The organism is Niastella caeni (assembly GCF_004834005.1).
Taxonomy (GTDB): Bacteria; Bacteroidota; Bacteroidia; order Chitinophagales; family Chitinophagaceae; genus Niastella; species Niastella caeni.
The window spans coordinates 125,136-138,626 of the sequence record NZ_STFF01000006.1 but is presented as its reverse complement, the minus strand read 5'-3'; the positions used below and the strand labels follow the sequence as shown (position 1 = coordinate 138,626).

At 44.1% G+C, this 13,491-nt stretch carries 13 protein-coding genes; 7 read left to right on the top strand and 6 right to left on the bottom strand.

Annotated features, from left to right (window positions below):
* The first annotated feature begins 204 nt into the window (after positions 1-204).
* From FAM09_RS21040 to FAM09_RS21025, 4 genes are all read left to right on the top strand, one after another.
* Positions 205-1,224: a sensor histidine kinase gene (locus tag FAM09_RS21040; protein ID WP_136579123.1), complete on the top strand. Its 1,020-nt coding sequence runs from the start codon at positions 205-207 to the stop codon at positions 1,222-1,224.
* A complete protein-coding gene (locus FAM09_RS21035) occupies positions 1,221-1,934 on the top strand; it encodes a LytR/AlgR family response regulator transcription factor (protein WP_136579122.1) in 714 nt (237 codons plus the stop codon). Before FAM09_RS21040 ends, FAM09_RS21035 begins: the two co-directional genes overlap by 4 nt.
* 218 nt (positions 1,935-2,152) lie before the next feature.
* On the top strand, positions 2,153-2,566 hold the full coding sequence (locus tag FAM09_RS21030) for a hypothetical protein (RefSeq protein WP_136579121.1): 414 nt from the start codon (positions 2,153-2,155) through the stop codon (positions 2,564-2,566).
* 73 nt (positions 2,567-2,639) lie between these two features.
* Positions 2,640-4,322 carry a glutamine--tRNA ligase/YqeY domain fusion protein gene (locus tag FAM09_RS21025; RefSeq protein WP_136579120.1) on the top strand — a complete coding sequence of 561 codons (1,683 nt, stop codon included), beginning with the start codon at positions 2,640-2,642 and terminating at the stop codon, positions 4,320-4,322.
* An 83-nt stretch (positions 4,323-4,405) separates the two neighbouring features.
* Here the strand turns inward: FAM09_RS21025 and FAM09_RS21020 are convergent, their stop codons facing one another.
* Positions 4,406-4,960 (bottom strand): hypothetical protein, encoded by a 555-nt coding sequence (locus FAM09_RS21020; protein ID WP_136579119.1) that lies wholly within the window; start codon positions 4,958-4,960, stop codon positions 4,406-4,408.
* A gap of 170 nt (positions 4,961-5,130) precedes the next feature.
* Entirely contained in the window at positions 5,131-6,450 is a 1,320-nt protein-coding gene (locus FAM09_RS21015) for an amidohydrolase (RefSeq protein ID WP_136579118.1), read from the bottom strand.
* Positions 6,451-6,629: 179 nt separating this feature from the next.
* On the opposite strand from FAM09_RS21015, the gene FAM09_RS21010 reads away from it, so the two are divergent.
* Entirely contained in the window at positions 6,630-7,805 is a 1,176-nt protein-coding gene (locus FAM09_RS21010) for a T9SS type A sorting domain-containing protein (RefSeq protein ID WP_136579117.1), read from the top strand.
* A 66-nt stretch (positions 7,806-7,871) separates the two neighbouring features.
* Here FAM09_RS21010 and FAM09_RS21005 read toward each other — a convergent pair whose 3' ends face one another.
* Both FAM09_RS21005 and FAM09_RS21000 read right to left on the bottom strand, forming a co-directional pair.
* Positions 7,872-9,434, bottom strand: coding sequence for an acyl-CoA mutase large subunit family protein (locus tag FAM09_RS21005; protein ID WP_136579116.1), 1,563 nt, complete (start codon positions 9,432-9,434; stop codon positions 7,872-7,874).
* Between the two features lie 117 nt (positions 9,435-9,551).
* Positions 9,552-10,088: a DUF7935 family protein gene (locus FAM09_RS21000; RefSeq protein WP_136579115.1), complete on the bottom strand. Its 537-nt coding sequence runs from the start codon at positions 10,086-10,088 to the stop codon at positions 9,552-9,554.
* Positions 10,089-10,421: 333 nt separating this feature from the next.
* Between FAM09_RS21000 and FAM09_RS20995 the strand changes: the two genes are divergently transcribed.
* On the top strand, positions 10,422-10,766 hold the full coding sequence (locus FAM09_RS20995; RefSeq protein WP_136579114.1) for a HesB/IscA family protein: 345 nt from the start codon (positions 10,422-10,424) through the stop codon (positions 10,764-10,766).
* A gap of 15 nt (positions 10,767-10,781) precedes the next feature.
* A complete protein-coding gene (locus FAM09_RS20990; RefSeq protein ID WP_136579113.1) occupies positions 10,782-11,102 on the top strand; it encodes an MmcQ/YjbR family DNA-binding protein in 321 nt (106 codons plus the stop codon).
* A 128-nt stretch (positions 11,103-11,230) separates the two neighbouring features.
* On the opposite strand, the gene FAM09_RS20985 is transcribed toward FAM09_RS20990, so the two are convergent.
* On the bottom strand, positions 11,231-11,929 hold the full coding sequence (locus FAM09_RS20985) for a response regulator transcription factor (protein WP_136579112.1): 699 nt from the start codon (positions 11,927-11,929) through the stop codon (positions 11,231-11,233).
* A 2-nt stretch (positions 11,930-11,931) separates the two neighbouring features.
* The gene (locus FAM09_RS20980) at positions 11,932-13,206 is read right to left on the bottom strand and encodes a sensor histidine kinase (RefSeq protein ID WP_166437219.1); all 1,275 of its coding nucleotides are present in this window, start codon (positions 13,204-13,206) and stop codon (positions 11,932-11,934) included.
* Positions 13,207-13,491 lie beyond the last annotated feature (285 nt).

Below are 13,491 nucleotides of genomic sequence, written 5' to 3'. Positions count from 1 at the left end.
TTTCATAGGTTATTGATTAATGGTAAAGGGCTGTTTCTACAGCTCTTTTTTCTTTTACCCCCGGCTCCCTGAAGAGGAGCAATTAATGATTCGCCCATCGCAATTCATATGATTTTAGGTTCATTTAAAGCATTTCATCAAGTAAAAGACGCTATAAGTGTAAACAGTTTATCCGGTGCCGATTTTGTATATTTAATTTGATGTATGAAAACCACCCGTTTTATACAACGTTATTACCTGCATCATTTGCTGGGATGGGGATTGCTCTTTTTAGGGTGGCATTTTTTCCGGTACCAGGACTATCCCGCCGGCAAAGGATGGTATATTACTTTTATAAAAGTGGCCGACCTGGCCCTCATGGTTTATATTACCAATTACCTGTTGATCCCTCGTTTGCTGTATAAAAAAAGGTATTTCTTATTCGCCATAACTTTTATCGCGCTTGTTTTTACGTTCAGCATTACAAAAATGTATGTAGAAGCTGGTCTGTTGAATATCTCTTTCGATATCTGGGACCGGTTTAAAGTGCGGGTATACGATAATGTGATCCCGCATTTTTTACTGGTTAGTACCGGGGCGGCTATTAAGCTGCTGATAGATTATGCCGGCGTTCAACGGCGGTTGGGTGAAATGGCTAAAGAAAAAGCCGAAACGGAGTTGAATTTTTTAAAGTCGCAGATCAATCCGCATTTTTTATTCAATTCATTAAATACGATTTATTTTTTAATTGATAAACAGAACAGCGACGCACGTACTACTTTATTGCAAATGTCTGATCTGTTGCGATATCAACTCTATGATTGTAACAACCCTACCATTGAAATTGAAAAAGAGGTGCATTACCTGCAGGATTATATACGATTGCAGGAACTGCGAAAAGACCAGCAGTACGAAGTTGGTATTGAGGTAGGGGAGCAGGTAAAAGGGTTCCGTATAACCCCGCTATTGCTGATCCCGTTTGTGGAGAATGCGTTCAAGCATATTTCACATTATAGCCATGAAAAAAATTTTATAAAGGTCAATCTGCAGCGGCAAAACGGAACCCTTACTTTTATTGTTGAGAACTCGAAGGACGATCAGCAGCGAAGTACCGAGCCTAAGGGCGGAATCGGTTTATCCAATGTAAAGCGCCGGTTGGAATTATTGTATCCGGGTAAGCATACATTACAAATATCGAACAATCCGCATACCTTTAAAATTGAACTCAACCTGCATTTGTCATGACACTCCGGTGCGTTATAATAGATGATGAGCCTATAGCCCGCAAGGGGTTAAAGGAATATATACAGGATGCTGCCTTTCTGCAACTGGCCGGTGAGTTTGATAATCCCTTAAAAGCGGCTGACCTGTTAAGGCAGGAAAAAATCGACCTGTTGTTCCTGGATATACAAATGCCGAAAATGACAGGCATGGAGTTTTTAAAGACCTTATCACACCCCCCGATGGTGATCTTTACGACGGCTTATCCGCAATACGCAGTAGAAGGTTTTGAATGGAATGCGATCGACTATCTGTTAAAACCGTTTTCGTTTGAACGTTTCTGGAAGGCGGTATCTAAAGCGCGAAGCGTGCAGGAAGCCATTACACAACCTGCGGTACCCGACGAACCGGATTACTTTTTTATAAAGAGCGATAACAAGCTGGTAAAAATAGGGTACGATGATATTTTGTTTGTAGAGGCCTTGCAGAATTATGTGGCGGTATATACAACTGGTAAGAAATACATCACTTATCTCACTTTTCACAGTATAGAAACCCATTTACCGGCCGGGCGGTTCATCCGCACGCATAAATCGTATATCGTAGCCGCCAATAAGGTTGAAAGTATTGAAGGCAATGACATCACCATCGGCACACATCATATTCCCATAAGCCGGACTGAAAGAGAGGCTGTTTTACAGCAGTTGATCCAGAATCGCCTGCTGAGACGCTGACGCGGCTTTATATTACCAAAATATTATTTATTCCCTAAGTTATACTTTAGGGTTACTTTTTCCCGTTTTTTGTATAAATTTGTATAATAAAAGAATTGCTCTTTTTTAACTCCTCTCACTCAACGCTGCTTGTCTTCTCTTGTTAATCAACGGCTTGCCCTTATTTTTAAACGATTTGCTTTCATATTATTATTTTTTGTACTTAAAAACAAATGAATATGAAAACAATCATGCTCAACGCCTTTTCTTTAGGAAAGAAAATCGCAATTATGTTGCTGGTGGTTCTTGTAACCCTTACTTCTGCAACGGCCAAAGTTTCTGATACAGCTTTTGATGATGATGAGAACGCCTCTGTATCATGCCTGAAAATGGAAGAAGGCCAGGTTTATTTCAATGTAAAATTTGAAAATGCCGATGGAGGCCGTTTCGATGTGCTGGTATATGATGTTAATGGCGACAACCTGTACCGTGCCAGCTTTACCGGCAAAAACTTCAATAAAGTTTTCAGAGCTCCGGTTGATAATGGTAAACTGGTGATTGTCATCCGCGACAACAAAGACAAAGCAAACCACAAATTTGAGCTGTCTACCGAATCAAAAATGATACAACAGATCCTTGTACAAAGATTGTAGTCGCTAACTACCATTTGCCTTGATATTCAGACCCCGGAATTACGTAGATTTGCCAAATTCAATTTATTGAGTTATGGCAGAGATCACCACACCGGAAGAAAAAAGTCTGAACTTTATAGAAGAGATCATTGAAGAAGATCTGAAATCGGGTAAATATAAGTCTATTGTAACCCGGTTTCCTCCAGAACCCAATGGCTATTTGCATATTGGCCATGCTTCGAGTATCTGTTTAAATTTCGGGCTTACCAAAAAGTATCCCGGCTATACCAATCTCCGTTTTGATGATACCAACCCGGTAACAGAAGATACGGAATATGTGGAGAGCATTAAAGACGATATTCGCTGGCTGGGTTTTGAGTGGAAGAATGAATTGTATGCATCGGATTATTTTGATACGATGTATGAATACGCTATCAAGCTTATACAAAAAGGGCTGGCGTATGTAGACGACTCTACTTCCGAACAAATTGCCGCCATGAAAGGCACTCCTACCGAACCTGGCAAGGACAGTCCCTTTCGTTCCCGCTCCATTGAAGAAAATCTCGACTTGTTTGCCCGCATGAAGAACGGTGAGTTTGCCGACGGCTCCCGCACCTTGCGTGCTAAAATAGATATGACGCATCCTAATATGCTGATGCGCGACCCCGTGCTGTATCGTATTAAACATGCCCATCATCACCGTACCGGTGATAAATGGTGCATTTATCCCATGTACGATATGGCGCATGGTCAAAGTGATTCTATTGAACATATTACGCACTCCATATGTACGCTGGAGTTTGTGCCACATCGTGAGTTGTACGACTGGCTGATAGAAAAACTGGAGATCTATCCCTCGCATCAATACGAGTTTGCCCGCCGCAATATGAATTATACTGTTACCAGCAAAAGAAAGCTGCTGCAACTGGTAAATGACAAACATGTGAGTGGGTGGGATGATCCCCGGATGCCAACGATCAGCGGCTTACGGCGCGCTGGCTATACACCGGAGAGCATTCGTGAGTTTTGCGATCGCATAGGGATCGCAAAACGCGAGAACATGATCGATGTGTCGCTGCTGGAGTTTTGTGTGCGCGAGCACCTGAACAAGATCGCCCTGCGTCGCATGGTGGTCTTTGATCCGGTAAAAGTGGTGCTGACCAACTACGCTGCCGATGGGTCGGTTGAGATGCTTACCAGCGAAGACAATCCGGAAGATCCGAATTCATCGCACCGGGAAATTCCCTTCAGCCGCGAATTGTACATCGAACGGGAAGATTTCATGGAAAATCCGCCAAAGAAATTCTTCCGCCTGGCGCCCGGACAAATGGTGCGATTGAAAAGCGCTTACATAATCAGGTGCGACGAAGTGGTGAAGGACAGCAACGGTAAAATAACCGAATTGCGTTGTACTTACCTGCCGGAAAGTAAAAGCGGCGCCGATACTTCAGGCATTCATGTAAAAGGCACCTTGCATTGGGTGAGCGTAGCACAGGCCATTAACGTTGAAGTACGCCTGTATGACCGTTTGTTCAGGGTAGAAAATCCGGCCAGTGAAGAAGGCGATTTTAAGGATTATCTCAATCCTGATTCATTACAGGTGATCAGCAGTGCTTATGCTGAACCCTCTTTGAAGAATATCCGTTTCAGCGATCGCTGTCAGTTCTTACGGAAAGGATATTTCTGCCTGGATAAAGATACCTCTGAAGAAAAACTGGTATTCAACAGAACCGTGACCCTGAAAGATGCATGGGCTAAGGAACAGAAGAAAGGATAGAAAATATCGAATATTTGAATGATGAATACAGAATGTTGAAGTAAAGAAATAAGAATGAAAGTTTTTGAAAACAGCATATACAATCACGCGGAAACAGGGCGCAGCGTATAGGATGATGAGTTGTCTGTTGTTTCACCGGTGATCTCTTTTAAAATGGGGGTATTAACAGTATCCCCATTTGCTTTTTTAGCGGCATTGAGCAGATCCTGTTGTTCTTTGGCCTTTCCCAGGTAATAGAATAATTCTAACCGGGCTATAATGTTCTGATCAATTTGCAAGCTCTTCATGTCGTGTATCGAAATGCCGCATGCATGCAACCGGGCTATACATGCATCGGGGTTTTGTTCGAATAACTCCGGGATCACAAAGTCTTTCAATAACCGGCTATTAAAGCTGCCGGAGAGTACGGACGCATTAAGTGATTCTGTTTGCTGTTTTATTTTCGATTTTAACCGCTTTTCTGCGCTGTAAATGGTCTTAAGCGCTTGTATGAATACGATGCCTGTTATACACACTACCACTATCAGCCACTCTTTGTTATTGAAAATAAACTCCCGGATAGCTGGTGTTAAAGCAATTGTAAGGATCAAAATAAGAACTAATACAATCTGCGCCAGGGTGGCCTGCTGGGGTCTCATACTGGTTATTTTGGTTTTATTCAAAGGCAGTCTGACACTACAAGATACATTCCATTACAGTAGGATACTATCCCTTAAGTTAGTAGAAAAGCAGCGTGCAGAAAGCTTAACGCAGAAAGCTGAAAGCATATTTAGTTCAAATCTACCATATTTCATAAAGCGTTCCGCGTTTAGCGTTTAGCGTTCCCCTTCGCATAATCAAACACCAGGTTGCAGAATGCCTTTACCCCCACATCGAGCCGGCTGTCATCGATATAAAAATCAGGCGTATGGTGTGGCGGCGCTTTTGATTTATCGGCCCCTTTGGGCATGCCGCCGATGTAAATAAAAAAGGCAGGCGCTTTCTCCCCATAATATGAAAAGTCTTCAGCACCGGTTACCCATTCGCGTTCTCTTACATTGTCTTTTCCCACGGTCCTCTCCAGCGTAGGCACCATCATTTTTACCAATGCCGGATCATTATAGGTAACCAGGGTTTTGGTATCAATGGTAACTTCTGCGGTAGCATCCATGGCCAATGCAATGGTGGTGGCCATTTTGCGAATGCGGTCATGTGTTTCTTTTTGCATCTTGCTATCCAGCGTACGGATGGTTCCCTGTAACACCGCTTCTTCAGGAATAATATTCGGCCGTACCCCACTGTGAAACTTACCAACTGTAATAACTACCGGCGCTTTCGTTAACTCCGATTGCCGGCTTACAATGGTTTGCAGCGCATTTACAATCTCCGTACCTACTACAATTGGGTCAACGCCTTTCCAGGGTTGTGAACCGTGACTTTGTTTTCCTTTTATGGTAATGGTAAACCAGTCAGATGATGCCATAAACGCACCGGGTTTGTATTCGAAAGTGCCTACTTCAATATCCGATTCAATGTGCATTCCAAATACAGCGTCTACTTTAGGATTATCCATGGCGCCTTCTTTTACCATTAATGGCGCGCCGCCTTCTTCATTACCGGGCGGGCCTTCTTCGGCAGGTTGGAAAAAGAATTTAACGGTACCGGGTACGTCTTTTTTAATGGATGATAATACTTCGGCCGCGCCCATCAACATGGCCACATGACTGTCATGACCGCAGGCATGCATCACGGGAACAGTATCGCCCATGTATTCCGCTCTCACGGTAGATTTAAAGGGAATGTCTACGCGCTCCTTTACTGGCAAGGCGTCCATATCGGCGCGCAAGGCTACTACCGGGCCCGGCTGGCCGCCTCGCAATATGGCTACGATGCCGGTTTTAGCAATACCGGTTTGCACTTCAAGTCCTAACTTTTTAAGATGATCAGCGATGTAGGCTGCTGTTTTGTATTCGCGATTCGATAATTCAGGATGCAGGTGCAAATAACGGCGCCACTCAATGACTTTGGGTAGAATGGCTGTAGCCTTCTGTTCAATAACTGTTTGCTTGTTTTGTTGCGCGTTGGTGGTTGTTATGCAAATTAATAGAATAGGTAACAGGATCCATCCGGTTGACTGCTTGAACTGCATGCTGGATTATTTTCCTGAATGTAGAAAAAAATTATGAGTTGCGATTGAGACTAAACATATGATTTTTAATCTACTTTATATAGCACTTATCTTGTTTATAATGGGTTGATGTCCAGATATGTAATAAGCAAATATATTTATCGTTTATTAAGTGTTTTAATCCCGAAAACCGTCCAGAGATGCCCGTCCCTATATTAAAAACTACCATAATTGGCAAAAGACCGTTATGGTGTATAGCCATCAATAAACAGGTATGCGGTTTAATACTGCTTACATTCTTAGCCCTCTCCTGTTTTTCACAAACAATAGGTAACTGGACTTTCAATAATACTTTAACAGGAACCGGCGGTACATATAACACCGTTTCTAATGCCGATTTCAGTGGAGCCATTCCCACAAAGGTTTTTCATGGCAGCGTTGAATATTATGGCGAGAACGGCTGGCCCTCCGGCGCCATTAATACCAGTTCATATTTAGAGTTCAGCATTAGTCCGAATGCCGGTTATCAGTTAGATCTTTCCAGTGTTATAGTGCGCATCCGGCGCAGTACCACAGGTGCATCTGGTTCGGGACCAACTTCCTGGAGCCTCCGCTCAAGCATTGATGGTTATGCTGCAGATCTTTCCATCAACAGTTTAACGAGCAGTGCCAGCAATTATACAGTTACATTGGGGAGCGGTTTTTTAAATGTTTATACCACTGTCACTTTTCGTTTATATGGATACAATGTCAATATATCAGGCGGTGGTGGCCTTAACCGGTTGGTGCTGGATAATATCAGCATTCAGGGGGCCAGTCAGGTTTTGCCACTTACATTAACAGGCATACAGGCATTGCGGGGTAATGATAAAAATATCGCAGTGAAATGGCAGGTAAATAATGTGCATGAAGGCAGTGTGTTTAATGTAGAGCGTTCGGTGAACGGAACCGATTTTACAACGATCAACCGGTTTACTGAAAGAGCAAGCAAAGCAGCCGGTTCATACAGTTATGAAGATAACCAGTCGCCTGGTGATGCACAGGTGGTTTTTTATCGTATTAAAGTAAACGAACCAACCGGCTGGACTTATTTTTCATGGCTGGTAAAGGTTAATAACAAAGCCATAAAGCAAGGGTTGATCCATTATGCCAGCATCGAGGGGCAATCGTTGTTAACGTCATTGCAGGTCCCTGAAAAGGGTAGTTATAGTGTTTCTGTTCTATCAATGAATGGCGCGGTACTGCAAAAACGAACCCTTGATCTGGAAACCGGCGTGCATACGGTTGCGTTACCATTAAATGCAGTGTCACATGGTACGTATGTTGTGCGGTTGACTGGTAACAGTTTGTTGAGCAGTAAGCAATTTGTTTGGTGAAACGAGAAAACCGCTGCAAGCTACACGCTTCAAGTTGCAAGCCACGGCCAGGCATTAGCACGTTGACTATCTGTATTCCCCAAACACTTCCCTCAACGTATCGGCAATTTCGCCGAGCGTGCATTTTTGTTCAACCGCTTCAATAACGGTGGGCATAATGTTTTCACCGGAGGCGGCTTTATCAGACAATCCCTGTAAAACCTGGTCGCATTTGGCCGGGTCGCGGTTATTGCGCAGGGCAGCCAGTTGCTGGCTTTGTACCTGGCGAATGGAATCATCTATCTTAAATACCGGGGTGGTATCTTTATCTGTTGATTGGAATTTGTTAACGCCTACAATTATTTTCTCGCCATTCTCAATCTTTCGTTGATACTCGTACGAACTGCGGGCAATGGCATCCTGAATAAATCCTTCTTCAATAGCCGATACGCTGCCGCCCATAGCATCGATAGTGGCGATCAACTCGTAGGCTTTCTGTTCTATTTCGGTGGTCAGCGCTTCTACATAATAAGAACCGGCCAAGGGGTCAACGGTATCGGCAGCACCGCTTTCAAAAGCTACAATTTGCTGTGTACGCAAAGCAATGCGGGCCGCTTCTTCGGTAGGCAGGCTCAACGCTTCATCGAAGCCGTTGGTATGTAACGATTGTGTTCCGCCCAACACCGCTGCCAGTGTTTGCACCGTAACCCGGGCAATGTTATTTTGTGGTTGTTGTGCCGTTAAGGTGCTACCGCCGGTTTGAGTATGAAACCGAAGCATCATCGCTTTGGGATCGGTGGCGCCCAGTTCTTTCATCATATTGGCCCACATGCGACGGGCAGCCCTGAATTTGGCGATCTCTTCAAACAGGTTATTGTGCGAATTAAAGAAGAACGACAACCGCCGGCCAAATACATTGATGTCGAGTCCTTTTTCGAGCGCGGCCTTTACATAAGCTTTCCCATTGCTTAAAGTGAAAGCTATTTCCTGAACGGCTGTACTGCCTGCCTCGCGAATATGATAACCCGAAATGGAAATGGTGTTCCATTTCGGTAATTCCTTGCTGCACCATTCGAAAATATCAGTAATGATGCGCATGGAAGGCTTAGGCGGATAGATATACGTACCCCGGGCAGCGTATTCTTTTAAAATATCATTTTGAATGGTACCGGAGATCTTTTTCAGGTCTGCTCCCTGTTGTTTGGCCAGCGCTACATATAGCGAGAGCAAAATGTAACCGGTGGCATTGATGGTCATGGAGGTAGAAACATCTTCGAGCCGGATGCCCTTAAAAAGGGTTTGCATGTCTTCAATGCTGTCGATGGCAACCCCCACTTTCCCTACTTCGCCTTCGGCGAGGGGGTGATCGCTGTCGTACCCGATCTGGGTGGGCAGGTCAAACGCCACGCTCAAACCCATTACGCCCTGCGATAATAGATAGTGATACCGTTTATTGCTTTCTTCCGCTGTACTAAACCCGGCATACTGCCGCATGGTCCATAGTTTACCGCGGTACATATCTTCCTGCACACCGCGCGTAAACGGGAACTGTCCGGGCATTTCTGGCTGATCAATGGGCGGCACATCGGCTGCGGTGTACACCCCTTTTATTTCAATGGCGCTATCGGTATATATTTTTTTATCTGGCATGACTGTTTTTTAGAAGTAGGAAGTATGAAGTACGATGTACGAAATACAAGTCCTGAGGTTTGAGATCAGAAGTAATGTACAAAATTGGTAACCTTCTTACTTCTTACCTCCTACCTCTTACATCAGTTTCTTCGCTTCATAGCTCAGTACATCGGCAACAACATTGTGCAGCGACGCCTTGGGCGATTGCATCAGCATTTCCAAAATGCTGCGGCTGAGGTCCTGGCCAGTGGCTTCGGCTGGTAAAAAAGAAGCGATCTGATTAATGATGAGTATATTTTGATCTTTCAGGTTACGTACTGCTTCCCATGATTCCTGCGATACATAGATCTGCTGGGTAACATTGTATTCAAATTCCTGACGTACCTGCATGGTTAACAGAGCTTGCATTTCCTTGGCGCTCAGTCCGGTCTGGTTGGTGCGGCTAATGAGGTTGGGCAAAGCAATCCTGTCTACCAATAACATTAAACGTTCATAGGCCTGTAGCTGCAGGGGTTGGGTAGCGGCGGGGCCAGCAGCTTTTACTTTCTTTTCATGTTCGTCAAGCAATTGCTTTGCTTCTTTACGCTGCTTCCAAAGTGCATAGGCCAGGAAGCCGCCGAGAGTTAAGGCAATCAGCAGTGAAATTACCAATTGGGTGGTAGTTAATCGCATTCATTTGGTTTTAGGTGAGCAAAAATACAGTTTTACCCCCAGCCCCTAAAGGGGAGTTAAAGTTTTAAGTTCTTAATAATAAGTTGCTTAAACGGATAGGTAATGAGCTTTTACAGGTTACAGGTTCCAGGAGACTGTTTCAGGTTACAAACCTGCCGGCAGGCAGGCAGGTTTCAGGGCCTTGAAATTCGAGAGCCCAGCAGCCATTTCAGCATTCTGCGATAGGAACGAACGGATTGCAGATGCCTGTTTACACCAACTGGCAATAGGTAACCGGTAACTGGCATCCGGTAACCCGTTTTATCGTAATTTTGCAATATAAATGATTCAAGTATGGAAATGACAACGACCGTTCCTGTGAGCTTTACCGCCGGTGCCCTTTCTGAGATCCGTCGCCTGATGAGCGCCCCGGAGTTTGATTCCGCCAAGTTCTTACGGGTTGGCGTGAAAGGAGGTGGTTGTTCCGGCCTTTCTTATGTGCTGGGATTTGACGACAAACAACCCGATGATGAAGTTTTTGAATTCGAAGGGCAGACCTTTATCATGAATAAATCACATGGCATTTACCTGATAGGGATGCAAATTGACTGGGCCAATGGTTTAAACGCCCGTGGCTTTACATTTACTAATCCCAATGCCAGTAAAACCTGTGGCTGCGGCACTTCGTTCGCGGTATAGGAAACCGATCGTTTCATGGTTGATATTAAAACTTTCAAACAACTGGCGCTTTCCTTTCCCGGGGCGGAAGAACAGCCTCACTTTGAAAAGACTTCTTTCAGGGTGAAGAAAAAGATCTTTGCTACGCACGCCACCGATAGTCATATTGTTTGTGTTAAGCTGTCGGAAATTGATCAATCGGTTTTTTGTGCGTTCGACAAGACCATCATTTACCCGGTAGATAATAAATGGGGTAAACAGGGCTGGACGCTCGTTGACCTGAAGAAAGTGCGGAAAGATATGTTTGTTGATATTTTGACCACGGCGTATAAAGAAGTTGCATCGAAGGCGAAATGAGCTAATATGCTAATCCCCACGCATCGGGACAAGCCGTGCTAATGAAATGCGGGCGGCAGCCTGCAAATCATTTTGACACTCCGAATCGCGGGTTAACCACTAACAATAACCCACAAACTACAAACCATTTAGCTGACCGCTGCATTGAACCTAAACCCAACCCCATGAATGGTTTCTAGCATAATATTGGGATCGGCCTTGAAATATTTGCGTAGCTTGGTCATGAACACATCCATACTTCTGCCCAGGAAATAATCGTCCTTTCCCCACACGTTCAGCAATACTTCATCCCGCTTTAAAATATGATTGGCATGTTCGCACAGGAACTTAAGCAGGTCTGCTTCTTTTTGGGTGAGCGTATAGGTTTCTGCAGGCGCATGCAATTTCAGATCGGTATAGGAGAACTTCAGATGGCCAATAGTGAACTCCTGGATGTTTTCGGCATGCAGCTTCCGGGTCCTGCGAACAAATACGTCCATCCGCAGCAACAGTTCCTGCATACTGAAGGGTTTGGTAATGTAGTCATCTGCGCCGGTAAGGAAGCCTTTTACTTTATCTTCCTCCATTGATTTGGCCGTGAGGAATAGTATCGGGATCATATCGCTCTGCTGTCGGATCTTTCTTGCCACGGTGAACCCGTCTTTATTGGGCATCATCACGTCGAGCAGACAAATATCATATTGCGTCTTGTCGAATTTTTCAATAGCGGTTTGTCCATCGGGACATAATACCACTTCGTAGCCTGCATCCTGCAGGTTGTCTTTGATTACATATCCTAAAGACAGATCGTCTTCGGCTAATAATACTTTTACTTTTTTTGTAAGCATGGTCAGCTATTTACAGTTGCTGGAAGAATAAGCCTGAACTCGGTTCCTATACCGGGCAGGCTGTTTATTTTAATGGTGCCATGATGGGCATCGATAATCCTTTTTACAAAATTCAGCCCTAATCCAAATCCTTTTACGTTGTGCACATCGCCGGTGGGTACGCGGTAAAATTTCTTGAACAGGCTCTTCTGGTATTTTTTCTCAATACCAATACCGTTGTCTTTAACGGAGATGTAAATATTACCCTCCTCGTTTCCGGTAGTGACAATAATATGTGGCTTAGCCGAATACTTGAGGGCGTTCTCCAACAGGTTCACAATGGCCAGTTCAAGATGGGCACGGTCGGCAGATACCTCAATATTTTGTTCTTCTTCTATTGGAATGCTCACCTCTGCATTTTTCTCATCTATCAGTGGTTGCATTTTGGCAACGGCCTGTTCAATGAGGTCTTTTACCGGCACCTGTTTTTTCTGAATGGGCAAATCGCGTCTGTCGCTCCGGGCAATCTGTAGCAACCGTTCAACCTGGTTCTGCAGGTGCTGGGTTTGGTTTTCAACAATGGTGGCATATTTCCGCAAGCGGTCGGGTTGTGTTGTGATCTTATCATTCAGCAGCACTTCTGCTGAGATCTTCATTACGGCCAGCGGCGTTTTAAATTCGTGGGTAAAATTGTTCACGAAATCTTTTTGTATTTCTGCCAGGAACCGTTGCCGGTAAAAAAAGAACAGCATCACCGCCAATCCTATGAGCACTATAAATAACGCCGCACTGCTAATGAACCAGAAATTCATTTGTTGTAAAATATATTTTTTGCGGTGGGGAAAGTAAAGCAGGATATAATTGTAATTGCGTTTCACCACAGACAGGTTCACCGCATCAGGGCTGTACCGCGAAGCTGCTGCTGTGATGTAGGCAGTATTCTTGAAATTGGGGTTTCCGGCATTGTAATAACCAATGTGAACGTCGGTGAGTACGTCAAAATCATTCAGTTCGTGTTTCAGGTAAAAGGCAATGGTATCTTCAGAATACAGGCTATCGACCCTGAACAGAAAATTATCGGTATTGGGATGTTCTATCAGGTCCTGTAAATGGATGGCACGGGTATCAACCAGGTCGAGGTCTTCATACAGGCCGCGGATGCTTTTGACAACATTTGTATTAAATGTTTTTTGTTCGAATGAATACACTTTATTAAGCCAGAACAACTGCACAGCAAGGATCAGTATTATTAAAATACTGGCTACTAATACCAGCCATCTAAGTGTTGATGATCGCATAAAATCTGATAAACTCCTATAGGCAAAATTGCTACCCATTATCCTTACATTTTGTATTATCTGGTTAACTACTTGTTAAGGAAAGTTACGAAGATGGCAACAGACCGGCAAGCAGCGGTTATTGTTAATCACCGGTTAAGCAGGCTTTAAAATTTCTCCCGGGTAACACATTTAAATACTTTCACATCGTCAATACAATTCCAAACAACCTTTAAATTCACTTATGAAAAAAGTATTATTACCGTCGGTTTAAAACTACAGATACAACACATCATAAAAAGCACT

What these genes read in the sequence shown, in the direction of transcription:
- FAM09_RS21040 (WP_136579123.1), top strand. Translation starts at nt 205, where the DNA reads ATGAAAACCACCCGTTTTATACAACGTTATTACCTGCATCATTTGCTG.
- FAM09_RS21000 (WP_136579115.1), bottom strand. Translation starts at nt 10,088, where the DNA reads ATGCGATTAACTACCACCCAATTGGTAATTTCACTGCTGATTGCCTTA.
- FAM09_RS21010 (WP_136579117.1), top strand. Translation starts at nt 6,630, where the DNA reads ATGCCCGTCCCTATATTAAAAACTACCATAATTGGCAAAAGACCGTTA.
- FAM09_RS20980 (WP_166437219.1), bottom strand. Translation starts at nt 13,206, where the DNA reads ATGCGATCATCAACACTTAGATGGCTGGTATTAGTAGCCAGTATTTTA.
- FAM09_RS21030 (WP_136579121.1), top strand. Translation starts at nt 2,153, where the DNA reads ATGAAAACAATCATGCTCAACGCCTTTTCTTTAGGAAAGAAAATCGCA.
- FAM09_RS21005 (WP_136579116.1), bottom strand. Translation starts at nt 9,434, where the DNA reads ATGCCAGATAAAAAAATATATACCGATAGCGCCATTGAAATAAAAGGG.
- FAM09_RS20995 (WP_136579114.1), top strand. Translation starts at nt 10,422, where the DNA reads ATGGAAATGACAACGACCGTTCCTGTGAGCTTTACCGCCGGTGCCCTT.
- FAM09_RS21020 (WP_136579119.1), bottom strand. Translation starts at nt 4,960, where the DNA reads ATGAGACCCCAGCAGGCCACCCTGGCGCAGATTGTATTAGTTCTTATT.
- FAM09_RS21015 (WP_136579118.1), bottom strand. Translation starts at nt 6,450, where the DNA reads ATGCAGTTCAAGCAGTCAACCGGATGGATCCTGTTACCTATTCTATTA.
- FAM09_RS21025 (WP_136579120.1), top strand. Translation starts at nt 2,640, where the DNA reads ATGGCAGAGATCACCACACCGGAAGAAAAAAGTCTGAACTTTATAGAA.
- FAM09_RS20985 (WP_136579112.1), bottom strand. Translation starts at nt 11,929, where the DNA reads ATGCTTACAAAAAAAGTAAAAGTATTATTAGCCGAAGACGATCTGTCT.
- FAM09_RS20990 (WP_136579113.1), top strand. Translation starts at nt 10,782, where the DNA reads ATGGTTGATATTAAAACTTTCAAACAACTGGCGCTTTCCTTTCCCGGG.
- FAM09_RS21035 (WP_136579122.1), top strand. Translation starts at nt 1,221, where the DNA reads ATGACACTCCGGTGCGTTATAATAGATGATGAGCCTATAGCCCGCAAG.